Annotated in this window: 15 protein-coding genes, 1 tRNA gene and 3 rRNA genes; 14 read left to right on the forward strand and 5 right to left on the reverse strand. The window is 55.2% G+C overall.

The features are described 5' to 3' along the window. The first annotated feature begins 49 nt into the window (after positions 1 to 49). A complete protein-coding gene (gene rbsK / locus J1C59_RS00350) occupies positions 50 to 979 on the forward strand; it encodes a ribokinase (RefSeq protein WP_128084212.1) in 930 nt (309 codons plus the stop codon). A 13-nt stretch (positions 980 to 992) separates the two neighbouring features. Then, entirely contained in the window at positions 993 to 1,976 is a 984-nt protein-coding gene (gene rbsR / locus J1C59_RS00355; RefSeq protein ID WP_140917368.1) for a ribose operon transcriptional repressor RbsR, read from the forward strand. On the opposite strand, the gene mdtD is transcribed toward rbsR, so the two are convergent. After that, positions 1,973 to 3,373, reverse strand: a complete 1,401-nt coding sequence (gene mdtD / locus J1C59_RS00360; protein WP_128084211.1) for a multidrug transporter subunit MdtD — start codon at positions 3,371 to 3,373, stop codon at positions 1,973 to 1,975. The genes rbsR and mdtD overlap by 4 nt on opposite strands. Before the next feature lie 534 nt (positions 3,374 to 3,907). Between mdtD and J1C59_RS00365 the strand changes: the two genes are divergently transcribed. From J1C59_RS00365 to J1C59_RS00385, 5 genes are all read left to right on the forward strand, one after another. Beyond that, positions 3,908 to 5,447: ribosomal RNA gene (locus J1C59_RS00365) — 16S ribosomal RNA — on the forward strand. Between the two features lie 88 nt (positions 5,448 to 5,535). Next, positions 5,536 to 5,610, forward strand: a tRNA-Glu gene (locus J1C59_RS00370). A gap of 225 nt (positions 5,611 to 5,835) precedes the next feature. Next, positions 5,836 to 8,742 (forward strand): 23S ribosomal RNA (locus J1C59_RS00375). Between the two features lie 90 nt (positions 8,743 to 8,832). Continuing rightward, a 5S ribosomal RNA gene (gene rrf / locus J1C59_RS00380) occupies positions 8,833 to 8,948 on the forward strand. Together the 16S, 23S and 5S rRNA genes with 1 tRNA gene alongside form the textbook arrangement of a ribosomal RNA operon. Positions 8,949 to 9,345: 397 nt before the next feature. Continuing rightward, positions 9,346 to 9,660 (forward strand): hypothetical protein, encoded by a 315-nt coding sequence (locus J1C59_RS00385; RefSeq protein ID WP_128085018.1) that lies wholly within the window; start codon positions 9,346 to 9,348, stop codon positions 9,658 to 9,660. A 251-nt stretch (positions 9,661 to 9,911) separates the two neighbouring features. Here the strand turns inward: J1C59_RS00385 and mobA are convergent, their stop codons facing one another. Beyond that, positions 9,912 to 10,478, reverse strand: coding sequence for a molybdenum cofactor guanylyltransferase MobA (gene mobA, locus J1C59_RS00390; protein ID WP_128085017.1), 567 nt, complete (start codon positions 10,476 to 10,478; stop codon positions 9,912 to 9,914). 44 nt (positions 10,479 to 10,522) lie between these two features. On the opposite strand from mobA, the gene J1C59_RS00395 reads away from it, so the two are divergent. From J1C59_RS00395 to spfP, 5 genes are all read left to right on the forward strand, one after another. Further along, on the forward strand, positions 10,523 to 10,798 hold the full coding sequence (locus J1C59_RS00395; RefSeq protein ID WP_128085019.1) for a YihD family protein: 276 nt from the start codon (positions 10,523 to 10,525) through the stop codon (positions 10,796 to 10,798). Between the two features lie 45 nt (positions 10,799 to 10,843). Beyond that, positions 10,844 to 11,830 carry a serine/threonine protein kinase gene (locus J1C59_RS00400; RefSeq protein ID WP_128085016.1) on the forward strand — a complete coding sequence of 329 codons (987 nt, stop codon included), beginning with the start codon at positions 10,844 to 10,846 and terminating at the stop codon, positions 11,828 to 11,830. 26 nt (positions 11,831 to 11,856) lie between these two features. Then, entirely contained in the window at positions 11,857 to 12,486 is a 630-nt protein-coding gene (gene dsbA / locus J1C59_RS00405; RefSeq protein ID WP_128085015.1) for a thiol:disulfide interchange protein DsbA, read from the forward strand. 378 nt (positions 12,487 to 12,864) lie between these two features. Next, complete coding sequence (gene polA / locus J1C59_RS00410; protein ID WP_128085013.1) at positions 12,865 to 15,651, forward strand: DNA polymerase I; 2,787 nt, start codon at positions 12,865 to 12,867, stop codon at positions 15,649 to 15,651. Positions 15,652 to 15,935: 284 nt separating this feature from the next. Continuing rightward, positions 15,936 to 15,983: a small protein SpfP gene (spfP, locus tag J1C59_RS21925; protein ID WP_071892919.1), complete on the forward strand. Its 48-nt coding sequence runs from the start codon at positions 15,936 to 15,938 to the stop codon at positions 15,981 to 15,983. 84 nt (positions 15,984 to 16,067) lie between these two features. Here the strand turns inward: spfP and yihA are convergent, their stop codons facing one another. Continuing rightward, positions 16,068 to 16,703 (reverse strand): ribosome biogenesis GTP-binding protein YihA/YsxC, encoded by a 636-nt coding sequence (yihA, locus tag J1C59_RS00415; RefSeq protein WP_140917001.1) that lies wholly within the window; start codon positions 16,701 to 16,703, stop codon positions 16,068 to 16,070. A gap of 552 nt (positions 16,704 to 17,255) precedes the next feature. Between yihA and yihI the strand changes: the two genes are divergently transcribed. Together yihI and hemN are read left to right on the forward strand one after the other, a co-directional pair. Then, positions 17,256 to 17,777 (forward strand): Der GTPase-activating protein YihI, encoded by a 522-nt coding sequence (gene yihI, locus J1C59_RS00420; RefSeq protein ID WP_128085011.1) that lies wholly within the window; start codon positions 17,256 to 17,258, stop codon positions 17,775 to 17,777. Between the two features lie 233 nt (positions 17,778 to 18,010). Beyond that, entirely contained in the window at positions 18,011 to 19,384 is a 1,374-nt protein-coding gene (gene hemN / locus J1C59_RS00425; RefSeq protein ID WP_140917002.1) for an oxygen-independent coproporphyrinogen III oxidase, read from the forward strand. Between the two features lie 40 nt (positions 19,385 to 19,424). On the opposite strand, the gene glnG is transcribed toward hemN, so the two are convergent. Together glnG and glnL are read right to left on the reverse strand one after the other, a co-directional pair. After that, positions 19,425 to 20,834, reverse strand: a complete 1,410-nt coding sequence (gene glnG, locus J1C59_RS00430) for a nitrogen regulation protein NR(I) (protein WP_128085010.1) — start codon at positions 20,832 to 20,834, stop codon at positions 19,425 to 19,427. 7 nt (positions 20,835 to 20,841) lie between these two features. Further along, positions 20,842 to 21,891, reverse strand: a complete 1,050-nt coding sequence (glnL, locus tag J1C59_RS00435; RefSeq protein WP_111142116.1) for a nitrogen regulation protein NR(II) — start codon at positions 21,889 to 21,891, stop codon at positions 20,842 to 20,844. Between the last annotated feature and the right edge of the window lie 81 nt (positions 21,892 to 21,972).

Consider the following 21,972-nt stretch of genomic DNA (forward strand, 5'->3'; position numbering starts at 1 on the left):
CAGGGCACCGCGCCACCCTTCCGGTGGCGCACTTATTCCGGACTCCCCTATGAGCAAAAACGCAAAACTGGCCGTTCTTGGCAGCATTAACGCTGACCACATCCTTAATCTGGCGCACTTCCCTCGTCCCGGTGAAACGGTGATCGGGCAGGGGTATCAGATTGCGTTTGGCGGTAAAGGTGCCAATCAGGCCGTCGCAGCCGGTCGTGCGGGTGCCGATATCGCCTTTATCGCCTGTGTGGGCGCTGACGACATCGGCGAACGTATCCGCCAGCAGCTGGCGCAGGACAACATTGATACCACGCCGGTCGGGGTCGTTGAGGGTGAGTCGACAGGCGTGGCGATGATCTTCGTCAATGGTGAAGGTGAGAACAATATCGGCATCTACTCCGGTGCGAATGCGGCGCTGACGCCCGCGTATGTGACGCGTCATCAGCAGGTGATCGCCGGGGCCGATGCACTGTTGATGCAGCTGGAGTCCCCGCTGGAGAGCGTCCTCGCGGCCGCCCGGCTCGCCCGACAGCATCAGACCCAGGTGATCCTGAATCCGGCGCCCGCCACCCCGCTCTCAGATGAGCTGCTGGCGTTGATCGACATCATCACTCCGAATGAAACCGAAGCGGAGAGTCTGACCGGCATTGCGGTCAGCAGCGACGACGATGCGGCGCGCGCAGCGGCAGTGCTGCATGCCAAAGGCATCGGCACGGTCCTGATTACCCTGGGACGCCGCGGCGTCTGGCTGAGCGAACAGGGCGAAGGTCAGCGTATTGCCGGCTTCAGCGTGAAGGCCATCGACACCATCGCGGCGGGCGATACCTTTAACGGTGCCTTTATTACCGCGCGGCTGGAGCAGAAACCGATCGACGACGCGGTGCGATTTGCCCATGCCGCCGCCGCGATCGCCGTTACCCGACCGGGTGCGCAGCCCTCCGTGCCGTGGCGCGCGGAGATCGATGAATTTTTGCAGCAGCAGGGCTAAGCGCTTGAGCACCATGAAAGATGTTGCCCGGCTGGCGGGCGTCTCCACCTCCACCGTCTCGCACGTCATCAACAACAATCGCTTTGTGAGCGACGGCGTGCGGGAGAAGGTTGAGCAGGCGATACGCCATCTCAATTACGCCCCTTCCGCCCTGGCGCGCAGTCTGAAAATCAATCAGACGCACACGATCGGGATGCTGCTGACAACCAGCAGCAACCCGTTTTATGCCGAAGTGGTGCGGGGCGTGGAGGAGAGCTGCTACCAGCGCGGCTACAGCCTGATCCTCTGCAACACGGCGGGCGACGAGAAGCGGATGAACCGCAGCCTGGAAACGCTGATGCAGAAGCGCGTGGATGGCTTACTGATCATGTGCACCGAAAGTCATCTGCCGTCGGCCGATATTCTGAACCGCTATCCCGCGATTCCGGCCGTCATGATGGACTGGGCGCCCTTTGAAGGGCGGGGTGACATCATTCAGGATAACGCACTGCTGGGGGGCGAGCTGGCGACCCAGCATCTTATCGACAGCGGCTACACCCGCATCGCCTGTATCGCTGGTCCGCAGGATAAAACGCCGGCGCGTATGCGGCTGGAAGGTTATCGCAATGCCATGGCAAAGCATGGCCTGGAGATTTTGCCTGGCTATGTGGTGAGCGGGGACTTTGAGTTTCAGGGCGGCTACAACGGTATGGTCGAGCTGCTGTCGCTGGAAACGCCGCCGCAGGCGGTGTTCACCAGCAACGACGCTATGGCGGTTGGCGTCTATCATGCGCTTTATCAGGCTGGCATACAGATTCCGCAGCAGATGGCGGTCATGGGCTACGACGATATCGAACTGGCCCGTTATCTCACTCCGCCACTCAGCACCATTCATCAGCCTAAAGATGCGCTGGGCGAACTGGCGATTGATACCCTGCTTCATCGGCTCAGCGATCCCGACGCCAGCCAGCAGACGCTGGTGCTGACGCCGGAACTGGTCATGCGCGGCTCCGTTTAGCGCTTTCTCTTTTTATCGCGATCGCTGATCAGATTCCGTCCATCCCCGTTTTTCAGCAGCATAAAGGTCAGCGCCGACAGCACCGTCACCACCCCCATCGTCAGGAAGGTGGCGTGAAACTGGGAAATGGTGCTCGTTTCAAACTCCTGATAGAAGCGGAGCACGGCCGCACTGACCGCTACACCGAAACTGATGGCCAGCTGCTGCGTCACGGCCAGTACGCTGTTGCCGCCACTGGCGTTATCGTCATCCAGATCGGCCAGCGTAATGGTATTCATGGCGGTGAACTGCGTTGACATGGCCATGCCAAGAATAAACAGCGGCAGTAACAGCACGATGATGCTTTCTGCCGGAGACTGCAGAGAGAAGCTGGCGATCAGAATACCAATAATCGTTGTGATGCCGACCAGCAGGCGACGATAGCCCAGCCAGCGCAGCAGCTGAGTCACCGTCGACTTCGCCAGTATGGAGCCGATGGCGATAGGTGCCATCATGCAGCCGGCAATAATCGCTGAGTAGCCAAAACCCACCTGCAACATGAGCGGCATTAAAAATGGCACGCAGCCGGTTCCAAGACGGGACGCAATGTTGCCGCCGATGCCGACCGAGAAGGTGCGGGTTTTAAACATCGGCAGATTGATCAGCGGGGAAGGGTGACGCCGGGCATGCACAATATAAAGAAGCAACAGCACAATCCCACTGAGTAATATCCCGCCTGCCAGCCAGGCAGAAACCACACGTTCGCCAAACAGCTCAATCCCGATCGAGATCATTACCAGTCCGGCCCCGAACAGCAGGAAACCGAAAAAGTCGAAGCGGCGTTTAGGGGTGGTGAAGTCCGGCATATATTTACGGGCATAGACAATGCCCAGAATGCCTATCGGAATATTAATCAGGAAGATCCAGTGCCATGTCGCATAGGTCACCAGCACGCCGCCCAGCAGCGGGCCCAGTATCGGGCCGACTAATCCCGGCATCGTCACAAAGTTGAGCACCGGCAGCAGTTCACTGCGCGGGTAGGCACGCAACAGCGCGAGTCGCGCCACCGGCATCATCATGGCGCCCCCTATGCCCTGCACGACGCGCGATATGACCAGCACCTGGAGCGTCGGCGACAGCGCACAGGCCAGCGAACCGAGGGTAAAAAGAGAAACCGCAATGATAAACACCCGGCGGGTGCCGAAGCGATCGGCAAGCCAGCCGCTGACCGGGATCAGCATCGCGACGGTCAGGGTGTAGCTGATAACAGCAGATTGCATGGCAAGGGGAGAACGGTCGAGGCTGGTGGCGATAGCGGGCAGGGCAGTATTAAGTATGGTGGCGTCGAGCGACTGCATGAAAAAGGCCATCGCCGCTATCCATGGCAAACCGGCCATGCTGCGCGCAGATCTAATCATTGGGTATCCTTCCTGGGGTTTCCTGCGAGAAGAAGCAAAATAATAGCACCAGCCTTCGGCCACATCAGGTCTCTTTACAACGTTTCATGGCGTTATTTGTGCGCTATTCAGTCATTAAACGTCTCTTTTTAAGCCGTTCGTTTAAAAAAGAGGCACTCAGTAAATTAATTCAAAGAAACACTTGTCAGCCCGGCGAAACTCCCTATAATGCGCCTCCATCAACACGGCACACCGGCAACGGGAAACGGGCTGAGAGGCACAGGAGACTGCGCCGCCGGAGAAAACTTCTGAAAAAAAAGAGGTTGACTCTGAAGGAGGAAAGCGTAATATACGCCACCTCGCGACAGGACGCTAACGCACTGTTCGCACTGCTCTTTAACAATTTATCAGACAATCTGTGTGGGCACTCGCAGGATTGATATCAGCGTCTCCGGACGCAAAAAATATTAAGCCTCACGAGTGAACACATAATGAAATTCATTATGACGTTTTACAGATGAGCATCGCTGCACTCGTTGCAGCAAATCAAACTTTAAATTGAAGAGTTTGATCATGGCTCAGATTGAACGCTGGCGGCAGGCCTAACACATGCAAGTCGGACGGTAGCACAGAGAGCTTGCTCTCGGGTGACGAGTGGCGGACGGGTGAGTAATGTCTGGGGATCTGCCCGATAGAGGGGGATAACCACTGGAAACGGTGGCTAATACCGCATAACGTCGCAAGACCAAAGAGGGGGACCTTCGGGCCTCTCACTATCGGATGAACCCAGATGGGATTAGCTAGTAGGCGGGGTAATGGCCCACCTAGGCGACGATCCCTAGCTGGTCTGAGAGGATGACCAGCCACACTGGAACTGAGACACGGTCCAGACTCCTACGGGAGGCAGCAGTGGGGAATATTGCACAATGGGCGCAAGCCTGATGCAGCCATGCCGCGTGTATGAAGAAGGCCTTCGGGTTGTAAAGTACTTTCAGCGGGGAGGAAGGCGGTGCGGTTAATAACCGCGCCGATTGACGTTACCCGCAGAAGAAGCACCGGCTAACTCCGTGCCAGCAGCCGCGGTAATACGGAGGGTGCAAGCGTTAATCGGAATTACTGGGCGTAAAGCGCACGCAGGCGGTCTGTTAAGTCAGATGTGAAATCCCCGGGCTTAACCTGGGAACTGCATTTGAAACTGGCAGGCTTGAGTCTCGTAGAGGGGGGTAGAATTCCAGGTGTAGCGGTGAAATGCGTAGAGATCTGGAGGAATACCGGTGGCGAAGGCGGCCCCCTGGACGAAGACTGACGCTCAGGTGCGAAAGCGTGGGGAGCAAACAGGATTAGATACCCTGGTAGTCCACGCCGTAAACGATGTCGACTTGGAGGTTGTTCCCTTGAGGAGTGGCTTCCGGAGCTAACGCGTTAAGTCGACCGCCTGGGGAGTACGGCCGCAAGGTTAAAACTCAAATGAATTGACGGGGGCCCGCACAAGCGGTGGAGCATGTGGTTTAATTCGATGCAACGCGAAGAACCTTACCTACTCTTGACATCCAGCGAACGGGGCAGAGATGCCCCGGTGCCTTCGGGAACGCTGAGACAGGTGCTGCATGGCTGTCGTCAGCTCGTGTTGTGAAATGTTGGGTTAAGTCCCGCAACGAGCGCAACCCTTATCCTTTGTTGCCAGCGATTCGGTCGGGAACTCAAAGGAGACTGCCGGTGATAAACCGGAGGAAGGTGGGGATGACGTCAAGTCATCATGGCCCTTACGAGTAGGGCTACACACGTGCTACAATGGCGCATACAAAGAGAAGCGACCTCGCGAGAGCAAGCGGACCTCACAAAGTGCGTCGTAGTCCGGATCGGAGTCTGCAACTCGACTCCGTGAAGTCGGAATCGCTAGTAATCGTGGATCAGAATGCCACGGTGAATACGTTCCCGGGCCTTGTACACACCGCCCGTCACACCATGGGAGTGGGTTGCAAAAGAAGTAGGTAGCTTAACCTTCGGGAGGGCGCTTACCACTTTGTGATTCATGACTGGGGTGAAGTCGTAACAAGGTAACCGTAGGGGAACCTGCGGTTGGATCACCTCCTTACCTTAAGATACCTTCCCGCGCAGTGCTCACACAGATTGTCTGATAAAAAGTAATGAGCAGGACGGCTGCGAAGTCGTGACACTATCGTGTCCCCTTCGTCTAGCGGTTAGGACTCCGCCCTTTCACGGCGGCAACAGGGGTTCGAATCCCCTAGGGGACGCCACCTGCTTGGTGACAGGTGAAAGGTGTCTCCACAGTATCTCAAAACCGGTTCGGCTGCGTAAGCGGCGGAGACGCGTTTGAGATATTTGCTCTTTAACAATCCGGAACAAGCTGAAAATTGAAACGACGTAGCGCGTCATCCCTCCGTAATAAGGGATGGCAGAGCGATACGGTCGGGTCTCTCAATGCTTGCAGTCCGCAGCGTGAAAACGCCTGTGGGTTGTGAGGTTAAGCGACTAAGCGTACACGGTGGATGCCCAGGCAGTCAGAGGCGATGAAGGACGTGCTAATCTGCGTAAAGCGACGGTAAGGTGATATGAACCGCTACAGCCGTCGATGTCCGAATGGGGAAACCCGGTGCACTCTGTGCATCATTGCAGCATGAATACATAGTGCTGCAAGGCGAACCGGGGGAACTGAAACATCTAAGTACCCCGAGGAAAAGAAATCAACCGAGATTCCCCCAGTAGCGGCGAGCGAACGGGGAGCAGCCCAGAGCCTGAATCAGCCTGTGTGTTAGTGGAAGCGTCTGGAAAGTCGCAGGGTACAGGGTGATACTCCCGTACACAAAAACACACGGTCTGTGAGCTCGATGAGTAAGGCGGGACACGTGGTATCCTGTCTGAATATGGGGGGACCATCCTCCAAGGCTAAATACTCCTGACTGACCGATAGTGAACCAGTACCGTGAGGGAAAGGCGAAAAGAACCCCGGCGAGGGGAGTGAAACAGAACCTGAAACCGTGTACGTACAAGCAGTGGGAGCCTCTTTTATGGGGTGACTGCGTACCTTTTGTATAATGGGTCAGCGACTTATATTCTGTAGCAAGGTTAACCGTATAGGGGAGCCGCAGGGAAACCGAGTCTTAACTGGGCGTTAAGTTGCAGGGTATAGACCCGAAACCCGGTGATCTAGCCATGGGCAGGTTGAAGGTTGGGTAACACTAACTGGAGGACCGAACCGACTAATGTTGAAAAATTAGCGGATGACCTGTGGCTGGGGGTGAAAGGCCAATCAAACCGGGAGATAGCTGGTTCTCCCCGAAAGCTATTTAGGTAGCGCCTCGTGAACTCATCTCCGGGGGTAGAGCACTGTTTCGGCTAGGGGGCCATCCCGGCTTACCAACCCGATGCAAACTGCGAATACCGGAGAATGTTATCACGGGAGACACACGGCGGGTGCTAACGTCCGTCGTGAAGAGGGAAACAACCCAGACCGCCAGCTAAGGTCCCAAAGTCATGGTTAAGTGGGAAACGATGTGGGAAGGCACAGACAGCCAGGATGTTGGCTTAGAAGCAGCCATCATTTAAAGAAAGCGTAATAGCTCACTGGTCGAGTCGGCCTGCGCGGAAGATGTAACGGGGCTAAACCATGCACCGAAGCTGCGGCAGCGGCGCGTATGCGTTGCTGGGTAGGGGAGCGTTCTGTAAGCCGTCGAAGGTGTGCTGTGAGGCATGCTGGAGGTATCAGAAGTGCGAATGCTGACATAAGTAACGATAAAGCGGGTGAAAAGCCCGCTCGCCGGAAGACCAAGGGTTCCTGTTCAACGTTAATCGGAGCAGGGTGAGTCGACCCCTAAGGCGAGGCCGAAAGGCGTAGTCGATGGGAAACAGGTTAATATTCCTGTACTCGGTGTTACTGCGAAGGGGGGACGGAGAAGGCTATATCAGCCGGGCGACGGTTGTCCCGGTTTAAGCGTGTAGGCGGAGGGTCCAGGTAAATCCGGACTCTTTTAACGCTGAGGCGTGACGACGAGGCACTACGGTGCTGAAGTGATAAATGCCCTGCTTCCAGGAAAAGCCTCTAAGCATCAGGTAACACAGAATCGTACCCCAAACCGACACAGGTGGTCAGGTAGAGAATACCAAGGCGCTTGAGAGAACTCGGGTGAAGGAACTAGGCAAAATGGTGCCGTAACTTCGGGAGAAGGCACGCTGGCGCGTAGGTGAAGGGACTTGCTCCCGGAGCTGAAGCCAGTCGAAGATACCAGCTGGCTGCAACTGTTTATTAAAAACACAGCACTGTGCAAACACGAAAGTGGACGTATACGGTGTGACGCCTGCCCGGTGCCGGAAGGTTAATTGATGGGGTTATCCGTAAGGAGAAGCTCTTGATCGAAGCCCCGGTAAACGGCGGCCGTAACTATAACGGTCCTAAGGTAGCGAAATTCCTTGTCGGGTAAGTTCCGACCTGCACGAATGGCGTAATGATGGCCAGGCTGTCTCCACCCGAGACTCAGTGAAATTGAACTCGCTGTGAAGATGCAGTGTACCCGCGGCAAGACGGAAAGACCCCGTGAACCTTTACTACAGCTTGACACTGAACATTGAGCCTTGATGTGTAGGATAGGTGGGAGGCTTTGAAGCGCGGACGCCAGTCTGCGTGGAGCCATCCTTGAAATACCACCCTTTAATGTTTGATGTTCTAACGTGGCCCCGTAATCCGGGGTGCGGACAGTGTCTGGTGGGTAGTTTGACTGGGGCGGTCTCCTCCTAAAGAGTAACGGAGGAGCACGAAGGTCAGCTAATCACGGTCGGACATCGTGAGGTTAGTGCAATGGCATAAGCTGGCTTGACTGCGAGAGTGACGGCTCGAGCAGGTGCGAAAGCAGGTCATAGTGATCCGGTGGTTCTGAATGGAAGGGCCATCGCTCAACGGATAAAAGGTACTCCGGGGATAACAGGCTGATACCGCCCAAGAGTTCATATCGACGGCGGTGTTTGGCACCTCGATGTCGGCTCATCACATCCTGGGGCTGAAGTAGGTCCCAAGGGTACGGCTGTTCGCCGTTTAAAGTGGTACGCGAGCTGGGTTTAGAACGTCGTGAGACAGTTCGGTCCCTATCTGCCGTGGGCGCTGGAGAATTGAGGGGGGTTGCTCCTAGTACGAGAGGACCGGAGTGAACGCACCACTGGTGTTCGGGTTGTCATGCCAATGGCACTGCCCGGTAGCTAAGTGCGGAAAAGATAAGTGCTGAAAGCATCTAAGCACGAAACTTGCCCCGAGATGAGTTCTCCCTGACTCCTTGAGAGTCCTGAAGGGACGTTGAAGACGACGACGTTGATAGGCCGGGTGTGTAAGCGCAGCGATGCGTTGAGCTAACCGGTACTAATGACCCGTGAGGCTTAACCTTACAACGCCAGAGGCGTTTTTTGAGAGACGATTTTCAGCCTGAACCGGATAAGTCTGCGCGGCCCCAGGGCGGCGCGGAAGACAGAATCTGCCTGGCGGCTTTAGCGCGGTGGTCCCACCTGACCCCATGCCGAACTCAGAAGTGAAACGCCGTAGCGCCGATGGTAGTGTGGGGCCTCCCCATGCGAGAGTAGGGAACTGCCAGGCATTGTATAAGTGAAGAAGCCCCGCACGGAAGTGCGGGGCTTTTTTACGTCTTTATTTTACTCAATTTAGCTGAAATATTATCTTCAGACTGCATCCCCTCAACCTTCCCATTTTTGCCCTCTGAATTATCAAAGGTCACCTTCATATCCGCTCTTATAATAGTCAGCGGGTAAAATTACAGAATAAGCACCGCGGTAAAAATTTCTCATATTTTATAAATTAATAATTTATCAAATCATTAATAATGAAATGATAAAAGATCAGTCCAATAATTCCGGGGTGAATAGATTTTATTCTATTTACAGTTATTGCTTACAGGCTGAAACTGATTCAGGCATTTAATTAAATGTCTTCGATGAAGTTCAATTGAGCATTAACCCATTTTAAGGAAGATGAAATGAAAGAACTTACTATCGCTGAAACGGAATTCGTATCAGGTGCGGCCGCTAACGGATTTTTCGACACCATCAGTGGTGCAATCATCGGAATGGTTGCTGGCGGCATGGGCGTTGCATGGGCGGGTTATAACATCTCTTCTAATACCAATGGTGTAACCAGCGGAATTCTGGCGCCGGTACAAGGCCTGATTGGCGGGCTTCTGGGGGCGATCTGGGGCGCTGTGTTTGGCCTGGTCATCGGTGCTGCGGACGGTACGGCAGTCTCACTAACCCGCGCTTATGCCGTGTGGAATAATATCGTTACGGCTGGTTGACCCCTTTCTGAAAAGAGCGGGCAGCAATGATTTCTGTTGCTGCCCATCCTGGCTCGTCAATTTGATATTTATCACGTCATTGCCCATCTTCAGGGAAATTAATCTCAGATGAAATGCTGTTATTTAATCACCGCAGCAGGCTCAATGTTGAACCATGGTATAAAGGCTTCACTCGCTGTTAATAACCAGGAGACATTTTTTCTGAGATCCCCTGTTATAACATTATTTAAAACATTCCTGACTCAGTTCGCTCAGGAGCGATTATTCAGATCGTCTGGCGTGTTGATATTGCGGAACGCCGACTCATCATCGTCCAGCTCAACAGCATGACCGCCATGGTCACGCAGGAAGTGCATCAGACGCCGTTCACCTGCCGCCAGATAGTCCTGAAGCGGTGCCGCCAGTTTTCGGTGGACCAGCGCCAGCGTAGGGTGATCGCGTGATGCGGAGCGGACCCAGACCGCCGGCGCCGTTCCGCGTTGTCCGGCCAGCCTTTCAACAAAGTTAAGCGGAATGGCCGGCGTATCGCAGGCACAGAACGCCGCCCACTCATCGTCAATCGCGCGCAACGCACTATAGATCCCGGCCAGTGGGCCAGGGTAATCCCCGACCAGATCCTGAATCACCCGACACCCGCTTAACTGATAGCGATCAATATTACGGTTCGCGTTAATCATGACAATATTGACCTGTGGCCTGAACCGTTCAAGAACATGCTGATAAAGCGGCCTGCCATTGAGCGGCACTAATCCCTTGTCCTGACCACCCATACGGCGGCCCTGACCTCCGGCCAGAATGATGCCGGTTACTGTTGTCATGCGTCTGCCCTCGCTGATACGTCGTTGTGAAAGGAGAAAACGAAATGAAATGTCATCGTTTAAACGAGCTGCTTGAGCTGCTGCAACCTGCCTGGCAAAAAGAGCCCGACCTCAATCTGGTCACATTTTTGCAGAAACTGGCACAGGAATCTGGTTTCCGTGGCCCGTTAAGTGAATTAACGGACGATGTATTAATTTACCATCTCAAAATGCGTGACTCTGCCCGCGATGATGCCATCCCGGGCCTGAAAAAAGATTATGAAGTGGATTTCAAAACAGCCCTGCTGCGCGCACGGGGGGTCATTAAACCGGACGAGTAATGTTATCCTTGGCAGCTAAATGCAAGGGCAACTACAGGTAACATCATGAGCGACGCTGCTTTTAACTTCCAGACCCTGAATCCCGATGTGTTGCTGGATGCGCTGTGGGAGACAGGGATCCGCGTCGAATCAGGCCTGACAGCCCTGAACAGTTATGAAAACAGGGTTTACCAGTTCAGCGACGATGAAAAACGCCGCTACGTCGCGAAGTTCTACCGTCCGCAGCGCTGGCGGGCGGAACAGATAGCGGAAGAGCATCAGTTTGCGCATGACCTGCTGGCTGACGACGTGCCGGTTGCCGCGCCGCTGCGGTTGCACGGCGAGACATTGCACAGCCACGCAGGCTTCTTTTTTGCCGTCTTCCCCAGCCTTGGCGGACGACAGTATGAAACCGATAACGAAGACCAGATGGAGTGGGTTGGCCGCTTTCTGGGACGCATTCATCAGACCGGGCGTAAAGCCCAGTTCCCCCATCGGCCTGCTATAGGGCTGGAGGAATATCTGCATGAACCCCGGCGGGTGCTGGAGCACGCTCTGCTGGTGCCGGGATCGCTTAAAGACGCACTGCTACAGGCTGTCGATAAGCTGGGAAACACGCTGCAGCAGCAGTGGCACACTGCGTGGCAGCCGCTACGATTACATGGTGACTGCCATCCGGGGAATATCCTGTGGCGTGACGGGCCGCTGTTCGTGGATCTGGATGATGCCCGTAACGGTCCGGCCGTGCAGGATCTCTGGATGCTGGTCAACGGCGATCGACAGGAACAGCGTATTCAGTGGGATATCCTGCTGGAGGCTTACAGCGAATTCAGTGACTTTGATATTAATGAATTGTCACTGATTGAGCCTTTACGCGCCATGCGCATGGTTTATTATCTGGCCTGGGTTGTCCGACGCTGGGAGGATCCCGCTTTTCCGCGCGCGTTTCCCTGGATGACAGATGATGATTTCTGGCGCAGGCAGATTTCACTCTTTACCGAGCAGGAGAAGCTGTTGCAGGAACCTCCTCTGCAGCTGACACCGCAATATTAATGACGTAGTCAGGAGATTTTTTCACGATGAAGAAGATTTGGTTTGCAGTGATGGGGTTAGTGCTGGCATTCAGCGCGTCTGCTGCCCAGTTCACCGAAGGTAAACAATATGTGAGTCTGCAGAAACCGGTGGCTGGCGAACCTCAGGTGATGGAGTTCTTCTCCTTCTTCTGCCCGCACTGCTATCAGTTTGAACGCATTTATCACGTCAATGACGCGGTGAAAAAGAATCTGCCTGCTGACGTTAAGCTGGTGAAATACCATGTCGATTTCCTCGGCGGCGATCTGGGGCCGGTCGTAACGCAGGCCTGGGCTGTTGCGATGGCGCTGGGTGTGGAAGATAAAGTGACCGCGCCTATTTTCGATGGCATCCAGAAAACGCAGACCATTACCGATCCTGCCAGCCTGAAAGCGACCTTTGTTCAGGCGGCCGGTATCTCTGCGGCGGATTATGATGCGGCCTGGAACAGCTTCGCCGTTAAAGCGCTGGTTGCACAGCAGCAGAAAGCCGCTGCGGATGTGGACCTTCGCGGTGTGCCTGCCATGTTCGTCAATGGTAAATACATGGTGAACAACGGCGGTCTGGATACCAGCTCTATGGATAATTTCGTCGCAGACTATGCGAACGTGGTTAAATTCCTCGCAAGCCAGAAGTAACCGGCTTCACACTTCGATTCAACGCCAGCGCTGCTGGCGTTTTTTTTCGGGCTCTGAATGCCCGGCTGCTTTTTGTCCATCTCCAGGGCATAAATTTAATATCCACACAAGGGATCGCGCTATTAAAAATAGCGATCGGGTCACGGAAATTAAATAAGCTACTGAAATTAATGTTTTTTATTTGATGTAAGATCGTTCTTTTCCCTGAAAAAAAGCCCGATATGATTTTTACGCACAAAGTTATCCACAGAACGATCGTTGCGATCCTGCTTCCGTAAGCGTGAAAAAAACCTGCTGCAGTACGCCTTAGTTCACCATTTCTGCCAGGTTGTGGCATCCTTATAACCCAACTCATCGCAACGAAGACGACACAGACTTATGGCGCAAATTGCAGAAAATCCCCTGATTCTGGTTGATGGCTCATCCTATCTTTATCGCGCGTATCACGCGTTTCCGCCGCTGACCAATAGTGCAGGTGAACCCACTGGCGCCATGTACGGCGTGCTCAACATGCTGAAAAGCCTGCTGGCGCAATATAATCCGAGTCACGTTGCTGTGGTGTTCGATGCCAAAGGCAAAACCTTCCGGGACGAGCTGTTTGAGCATTACAAATCTCACCGTCCCCCGATGCCTGACGATCTGCGTGCGCAGATCGAGCCGCTGCATGAGATGGTTCGGGCGATGGGGCTGCCGCTGCTGGCGGTAAGCGGCGTTGAGGCCGACGATGTGATCGGTACGCTGGCGCTGGAAGCCGAGAAAAAAGGGCACTCCGTGCTGATCAGTACGGGCGACAAAGATATGGCCCAGCTGGTCACGCCAGGCATTACGCTGATCAACACCATGACAAACACTATCCTCGGGCCGGAAGAGGTCGAGAACAAATATGGTGTGCCTCCCGCGCTGATCATCGATTTCCTCGCCATGATGGGCGACAGTTCAGACAACATTCCCGGCGTACCGGGCGTGGGTGAGAAAACCGCGCAGGCACTGCTGCAGGGTCTGGGCAGCATGAAGACGATCTATGACAATCTGGATAAGATTGCCGATCTCTCGTTCCGTGGTGCGAAAACCATGGCGACGAAACTCGAACAGAACCGCGATGTGGCCTTTCTCTCCTACCAGCTGGCGACCATCAAGACCGATGTTGAGCTGGAGCAGCCCTGTGAAGCACTCACGGTCACGGAACCGGATGTGGAGGCACTGCAGGCCCTGTTCAGCCGTTATGAGTTCAAACGCTGGCTGAGCGATCTGCAGGAGGGCAAATGGCTGCAGGGCAAAAAAAGCAACACCCAGGCGCAGAAAGCCCTGGCCGATGAGCCAGCCCCTGCGGTCGAAACCAGCAGCGTCCTGTCATCAGAAGGGTATGTCACTATTCTGGACCAGGCGCTGTTTGAGACCTGGCTTGAGAAGCTGAAAAACAGCGACGTCTTTGCCTTCGATCTGGAAACCGATGCGCTGGACACCCTGAGCGCCAGCATCGTTGGCATCAGTTTCGCCGTCGCGCCCGGAGAAGCCGCCTATCTGCCGGTTGCTCATGACTATCTTGATGCACCTGATCAACTGGATCGCGCGACGGTGCTGGCGCAGCTCAAACCTCTGCTGGAGGATGACAGCGCGTGGAAAGTGGGTCAGAACCTGAAGTATGACCGCGGCGTGCTGAAGAACTACGATATCGAACTGGCGGGCATCAGATTCGACACCATGCTTGAGTCCTACATTCTCAACAGCGTGGTGGGTAAGCATGATATGGACAGCCTGGCCGCGCGCTGGCTTCACCATAAAACGATCACCTTCCAGGAGATTGCCGGCAAAGGTAAAAATCAGCTGACCTTCAACCAGATTGCACTGGAACAGGCTTCGCACTATGCGGCCGAAGATGCCGATGTCACCCTGCAGCTGCATCTCAAGATGTGGCCAGAACTGGAGAAAGAAGCGGGGCCGAAGCACGTTTTCGAGCAGATCGAGATGCCGCTACTGACCGTGATCTCCCGGATAGAGCGCAACGGCGTATTGATCGACCAGGGCATTCTGGCGCAACACTCGAAAGAGCTGACGGCGCGCCTGGCGGAACTGGAGCTAAAAGCACATGAGCTGGCGGGAGAACCCTTTAATCTCTCCTCCACCAAACAGCTTCAGGTGATCCTGTTTGAAAAACAGGGCATCAAACCGACGAAGAAAACCCCCGGCGGTGCGCCTTCCACCAGTGAAGAGGTGCTGGCTGAGCTGGCACTTGATTATCCGCTGCCTAAAGTGATCCTGGAGCATCGCGGCTTATCCAAGCTGAAATCGACATATACCGATAAGCTACCGCAGATGATCAACCCGATCAGCGGGCGCGTGCACACCTCTTATCATCAGGCGGTGACCGCGACCGGACGTCTCTCTTCAGCCGATCCAAACCTGCAGAACATCCCGGTTCGTAATGATGAAGGACGGCGGATCCGCCAGGCCTTTGTGGCCGCGAAAGGTTATCGCATCGTAGCGGCGGACTATTCGCAGATCGAACTGCGTATCATGGCGCACCTCTCTCAGGATAAAGGGTTACTGGACGCGTTTGCTCAGGGCGAAGATATTCACCGCGCCACGGCATCGGAAGTGTTCGGGGTGCCGCTGGAGAAGGTCAGCGGTGAACAGCGTCGCAGTGCCAAGGCGATCAACTTTGGTCTGATCTATGGGATGAGCGCCTTTGGTCTGTCACGTCAGCTGAACATCGGGGCGGGCGAAGCGAAGAAGTATATGGACCTCTACTTCGAACGTTATCCTGGCGTACTGCGCTATATGGAGAACACCCGTCAGCTGGCGGCGAATAAAGGCTATGTCGAAACGCTGGAAGGCCGTCGGCTGTGGCTGCCTGATATTAAATCGGGCAACGCCATTCGCCGTAAAGCCGCGGAACGTGCCGCGATCAATGCGCCGATGCAGGGAACGGCAGCGGATATCATCAAACGGGCGATGATTGCCGTCGATGCGTGGCTGGAGCAGCAAAACGACGATGCCGTCAGAATGATCATGCAGGTCCACGATGAACTGGTCTTCGAGGTCAAAGCGGAAGCGGTTGAAGAGGCCAGCCAGAAAATCCAGGCCCTGATGGAAGGCAGCGTGAAGCTCGACGTACCGCTGCTGGTGGAAGTCGGTGTGGGGGATAACTGGGACGAAGCCCACTGATTGCCTGATGCGGGTCGGTTCAGAGGAGAGGAATCGACCCGGATTCAGGTATAAGAAAATCGTTGGGTTAACCGGTTTAGCTGAGCGGGCGAAGGGGCGGCAGGAGAGCGGTTTTCTAACTGCTTATCGGCTAAACATTTTTTTCGTCATTTAACTACATCTCAACGCTAATTATGTGACGGACATGGTAAAAAAAGTCCTTTTTGATGTAAGTAAGCAACAAAAAAGCCTTTGTCACGCACAGAAAATCAGGTAAAGTTCGTCGCGTAGGGTACAGAGGTAAGATGTTCTATCTTTCAGACCTTTTACTTCACGTAATCGGATTTGGCTGAATTTAGCCGCCCCAGTCATTCTGTGACTGGGGCGTTTTTTATTGGGCTTTTGGCACCGTCGATTCAGCGGCGCGGGGCTGCCTCTTACGCTTCGGCGTCCTGATCCTCATAAGCCGGTTCAAGCGTGCTGAACCAGCTGTCCAGCTTCTGACGCACCTTATCCACGCCAATTTTCTTCAGCGATGAGAACAGCTCGACCTGCACATCGCCGGCAAAACCGAGTGCCGCTTCACGCACCACATTCAGCTGAGCCTTACGGGCGCCCGAGGCAAGCTTATCGGCTTTGGTGAGCAGCAACAGCACCGGGATGCCGCTTTCCACTGACCACTGAATCATCTGCCGATCGAGATCCTTAAGGGGATGGCGGATATCCATCAGCACGACCAGCCCTTTCAGTGCCTGACGTTTTTGCAGGTATTCGCCTAGCGCACGTTGCCACTTCAGCTTCATCTCTTCCGGGACTTCGGCATAGCCGTAGCCAGGCAGGTCGACCAGGCGCTTGCCCTCTTTGACTTCAAACAGGTTAATCAGCTGCGTACGTCCCGGCGTTTTACTGGTACGCGCCAGACCTTTCTGATTGGTTAACGTATTCAGCGCACTCGATTTTCCCGCGTTCGAGCGGCCAGCAAACGCCACTTCAATTCCGGTATCGGCAGGCAGATGGCGGATATCCGGCGCGCTCATGACAAAGTGGGTAACGTGATAATTCAGTTCAGACAAGGTGACACTCCAAAAAACGCATTAAGGCAATGCCGGCGATTATACGCGTTATGGCGCGAAAGTGCTCAATCACATCTCTTTAACAAGCGGTGTAAGATATTTGCTATTGCCGCTGCGGGTTATTTCGCTTTTTACTTTAATTACTAAAAATAAAAAAATAGCCTATTCATAGGGTTATCTGTTTTTGTTTCTTTTTTGAACGAACTATTTTCGATGCCGACTTGAGGGTTTTACCAGTTGGTCTACATTAGTGTGCAGTGCACGGCAGCACACATCAGGAAGATGCGCTCAGGGATGTCAGGATGGCAATGAGCGAGGGGAATGGAAGCGGTCAGAGGAGTTGACCAGACAGGGATAAGGAACAGCTCAGGAGTTGAGCAGGCGCGGGATTGACCGGGATGTTACGAGCCAAAAAGGATTTAAAACATGATTCCTTCTTCTGAAGGTATGAAATAAGGCGACAGCTTGAGCTGTCGCCTTTTTTCTTTGTCTGGTTTCTGCTAGATTTCGCCGCAATTCTATACTGAATAAAAAAAGCCGGGACCGAACACTATGAAGCAACCTGCACGAGCGGCGCACGGCAAACCTGCCGTCAAAGCCAAACGCAAATCGCGTGACGAAATCAACACCGAAGCGCGCGATCGCAAACGTGATAAAAAGCATCGCGGGCATGCATCCGGCAGCCGTGCGAATCCGGCTGCGCCTGCCAGCAGCAGTGGACGTCAGGCGGACAGCGCGAAAGATCCGCGTATCGGCAGTAAAAAACCGGTAGCTCTGATTGCAGACGGAAAGACCGCAGCCGTTAAGCCAAAGAAAAGCGTGGAAAAACCAGCCGCGAAAAAAGTACGCCTGACGCCTGAGGAAGAGCTGGCGAAGCTGGAAAATGATGAGCGTCTGGATGCGCTGCTGGACCGGCTGGAAAATGGCGAAACGCTGTCCGCTGAAGATCAGGGCTGGCTGGATGCCTCGCTGGATCGCATCGATGAACTGATGGAGCAGCTGGGCATCGTGATGGACGATGACGAAGATGACAAGGCCGAAGAAGATATGTATCGCCTGCTGAAGGGCAGTTAAGTCATTTTGATCGGCATGCGGTTTCCGCATGCCGCACTTTTCAGGTAAACGACAATGTTTTGGCCTGGATCAATTTTCGCGCTGCTGGCGACGTGTTATCTGCTGTGGTTATTGTTTAAACTACGACGCCTGTCGCGTCTGAAGCAACGTTTACGTCGGGTCTCATCCCGCTCACCTTTCATCCCTTCTTCTTCGCGACCTTCTCTCAGACGACGTCACCGGAAGGAGTGAGCATGCCATCGCTGCAGACTGACCGGGATCGGGCGCTAATTGAAAAGTACAATTACGCCGGTCCGCGCTACACCTCTTATCCCACCGCGCTGGAGTTCAGCGAACAGTTCGCCGAAGCCGATTTCCGGCGCGCCGTGGCACGCTATCCGGATCGCCCGCTGTCGCTCTACGTTCATATCCCTTTCTGCCACCGTCTCTGCTATTTCTGCGGCTGCAACAAGCTTGTGACGCGTCAGCGCCATAAGGCGGACCGCTATCTGGATGTACTGGAGCAGGAGATCATTCAGCGCGCGCCGCTGTTCCGTCAGCGTCAGGTTACGCAGCTTCACTGGGGCGGAGGCACGCCCACCTTTCTCGACCAGGCGCAGGTTTCGCGGCTGGTGGCGTTGCTGAAACAGCACTTCAGGGTGGCCGACGACGCTGAGATGTCGATCGAAGTCGATCCCCGCGAAATTGAGCTGGATATGATCGATAACCTGCGATCGCTGGGATTCAATCGTCTGAGCATGGGCGTACAGGATTTCAATAAATCGGTGCAGGAGCGCGTCAACCGGGTACAGGATGAAGCGGTGATTTTCGGCCTGATGGCGCGGGCTCGCGAACAGGGCTTCCGCTCGACCAGCATTGACCTGATCTATGGTCTGCCCCTGCAGACGCCTGCCAGCTTTGCCTGGACGCTGGAGCGGGTGCTGGCGCTGAACCCGGATCGCCTGAGCGTGTTTAACTATGCGCATCTGCCGGCAATGTTCGCGGCGCAGCGCAAAATCAAAGAGGATGAACTGCCCTCCGCTCAGCAGAAACTGGATATTCTGCAGCAGACCATCGCGACCCTGACGCAGCAGGGCTACCAGTTTATCGGCATGGATCACTTTGCGAAGCCGCAGGATGAACTGGCCATCGCGCAGCGCAACGGGCAGCTGCACCGCAATTTTCAGGGCTACACCACCCAGGGCGACAGTGACCTGCTCGGGCTGGGCGTCTCCGCCATCAGTATGCTGGGCGACAGCTATGCGCAGAACCAGAAAGACCTCAATACCTGGTACGACAGTGTGGAACGGCAGGGAAATAGCCTGTGGCGCGGTCTTACCTTAAGCGAGGATGATTGCCTGCGGCGGGATGTGATTAAAACGCTGATTTGCCACTTCTCACTGGACTTTGCGGCCACAGAAGCGCAGTGGGGGATCGACTTCAGAGATTATTTCGCTGAGGATCTGGCGCTGCTGAAACCGCTGATTGCGGACGGGCTGGTGGAATCGGATGCAACAGGGCTGAAGGTGACGGAAATTGGCCGGTTACTGATTCGTAATATCTGCATGTGCTTTGATCGCTATCTGCGTCAGAAAGCGCGTCAGCAGCAGTTCTCCCGCGTGATCTGAAAAAACGGGCTGGCAATCCTGCCAGCCCGTTCTGAACCGCTTACTCCATGCCAAGCTCTTTCAGCTTGCGCGTCAGCGTGTTGCGTCCCCAACCCAGTAAACGGGCGGCTTCCTGCTTGTGACCCTGCGTATGGCGCAGGGCGGTGGTCAGCAGCGTACGCTCCATCTCTGGCTGCGCTTCCGAAAGCAGATTCTGATGACCGGAACGCAGGGCGCGGTCGGCCCACTGCGCCAGCAGCGTGGCCCAGCTGTCCGGCAGTGACTGCACCGGATTCTCCGGCGTGCTCGACTCGAACAGCTCGCCGGGCAGATCCTGAATCAGCACTTCCTGACCGGCTGCCATCACCGTCAGCCAGCGACAGGTGTTCTCCAGCTGGCGCACGTTACCCGACCAGTGCAGCCGGGTCAGGGCGGTTTCCGTTTCCGGATGCAGAATCTTCGCTTCCACACCCAGCTCACGGGCGGCGACCTGCAGGAAATAGCGCGCCAGACGCGGAATATCCTCACGACGCTCACGCAGAGGAGGCAGATGCACGCGAATCACGTTAAGACGATGGAACAGGTCTTCGCGGAACTTGCCTTCCTGCACGCGCAGCTCCAGGTTCTGGTGAGTCGCGGCGATAATACGGACGTCCACTTTTACCGGCGCATAGCCTCCGACGCGATAGAACTGGCCATCGGCCAGCACGCGCAGCAGGCGGGTCTGGACATCCAGCGGCATATCACCGATTTCATCCAGGAACAGCGTGCCGCCATCGGCCTGTTCAAAACGGCCCTGACGGATCTGGTTCGCGCCGGTAAAGGCCCCTTTTTCGTGACCAAACAGCTCAGACTCGATCAAATCTTTCGGGATCGCGGCCATGTTCAGCGCGATAAAGGGGGCTTTGGCGCGCGGGCTGTGGCGATGCAGCGCATGCGCCACCAGCTCTTTACCGGTTCCCGACTCACCGTTAATCAGAACGCTGATCGACGAGCGCGACAACCGTCCGATAATGCGGAAGACATCCTGCATCGCCGGGGCTTCACCGATAATATCGGTCGTGGGTCCGCTGACCGGCTGATTACGCGGCTGCTGCTGCTCCTGATAGTGGCTAATCGCACGCTCTACCAGCGCCACGGCTTCGTCGATATCAAAAGGCTTAGGCAGATAATCAAACGCCCCCTGCTGATAGGCGCTGACGGCGGCATCCAGATCCGAATGTGCCGTCATAATGATGACCGGAAGCATCGGATGACGCTGTTTAATCTGTTTCAGCAGCGCCAGGCCATCCATACCCGGCATGCGAATATCTGACAGTAAAACGTCCGGGGTTTTGGTCGAGAGGGCATCCAGCACCTCGCCTGCGCTGTCAAAAGTCGCACAGCTCAAACCGGCTCCAGTGAGCGCGCGTTCAAGCACCCAGCGGATGGAGCTATCGTCATCGACGATCCAGACTATCCCTCGTTGCATAGAAACCTCACTGGCGAATAGGCAGGTAAACCGAAAACTCGGTGTGTCCTGGCCAACTGTTAAATTCTATTTTTCCTGAATGCTGATCAATCAGGCTACGGGCAATAGAGAGGCCTAAACCGGTTCCGCCTTCACGTCCGCTGACCATCGGATAAAACAGCGTATCCTGCAGCTGGGCCGGAATGCCGGGGCCATCATCTTCAATATCAATACGTGCTACCAGGCGATAACGGGTGCCGTGCAGCGTCAGCTGGAAAGCCGTGCGGGTGCGGATAATAATCGTGCCACCCTCATCACCCAGCGCCTGCAGGGCGTTGCGAACCACGTTAAGCAGCACCTGCTCAATCTGGTCGGGGTCGTGCGGCAGTTCGGGCAGGCTGGGATCGTAATCCCGCACCAGCGAGACATTCTCCGGCAGCTCCATCGACACCAGATTAACCACCCGTTCGGCCACCTGATGAATGCTCTGGGTGATGTGCATGCCCGGCTGCTGCGGCCCTAACAGGCGATCAACCAGATTTCGCAGCCGGTCCGCCTGCTCAATAATCACTTTGGTATATTCGTTCAGCGAGGGATCGGGCAGGGCACGGGATAAGAGCTGTGCCGCGCCGCGCAATCCACCCAGCGGATTTTTAATCTCATGGGCCAGGCCGCGAACCAGATCGCGGGCGGCCACCTGCTGGGCGTGCTGTAACTGCTCCTGACTGAGACGACGCTGATTATCCATCGGCGCCATTTCCATCAGAATTAAGCCGTCAGGCAACCGCTGGGCGGTCAGCGACATAATGTGCGCCCGACCATCAACCACCAGCGTCACTTCACTGTCCGTAAACCCTTGGCCAGCCTCAAGACTCTCGCGCATCACTTCGATATTCAGCGAGAAGTAGCCGGTAAGTTCCGGTAACGGCGTGCCGAACAGTTTGCGTGAGCTTTGCGCCAGTAACTGCTGCGCTGCCGGGTTGGCGTAATGAATAACCAGGTCGTTATCCACCAGCAGAATACTGTTGATCAATGCGTTGAGAATCTGCCCTGCATCGGGCAGAGAGCCAGTTGCCATACCACGTTCCTCTGCACTAAATAGGTGCATTTTACTCTTTAAGCCGGAAAGGGCGCGAATGAACGGTGAATTCGCGGAGAA

Source organism: Pantoea deleyi (genome assembly GCF_022647325.1).
In the GTDB taxonomy this organism is placed as follows: domain Bacteria; phylum Pseudomonadota; class Gammaproteobacteria; order Enterobacterales; family Enterobacteriaceae; genus Pantoea; species Pantoea deleyi.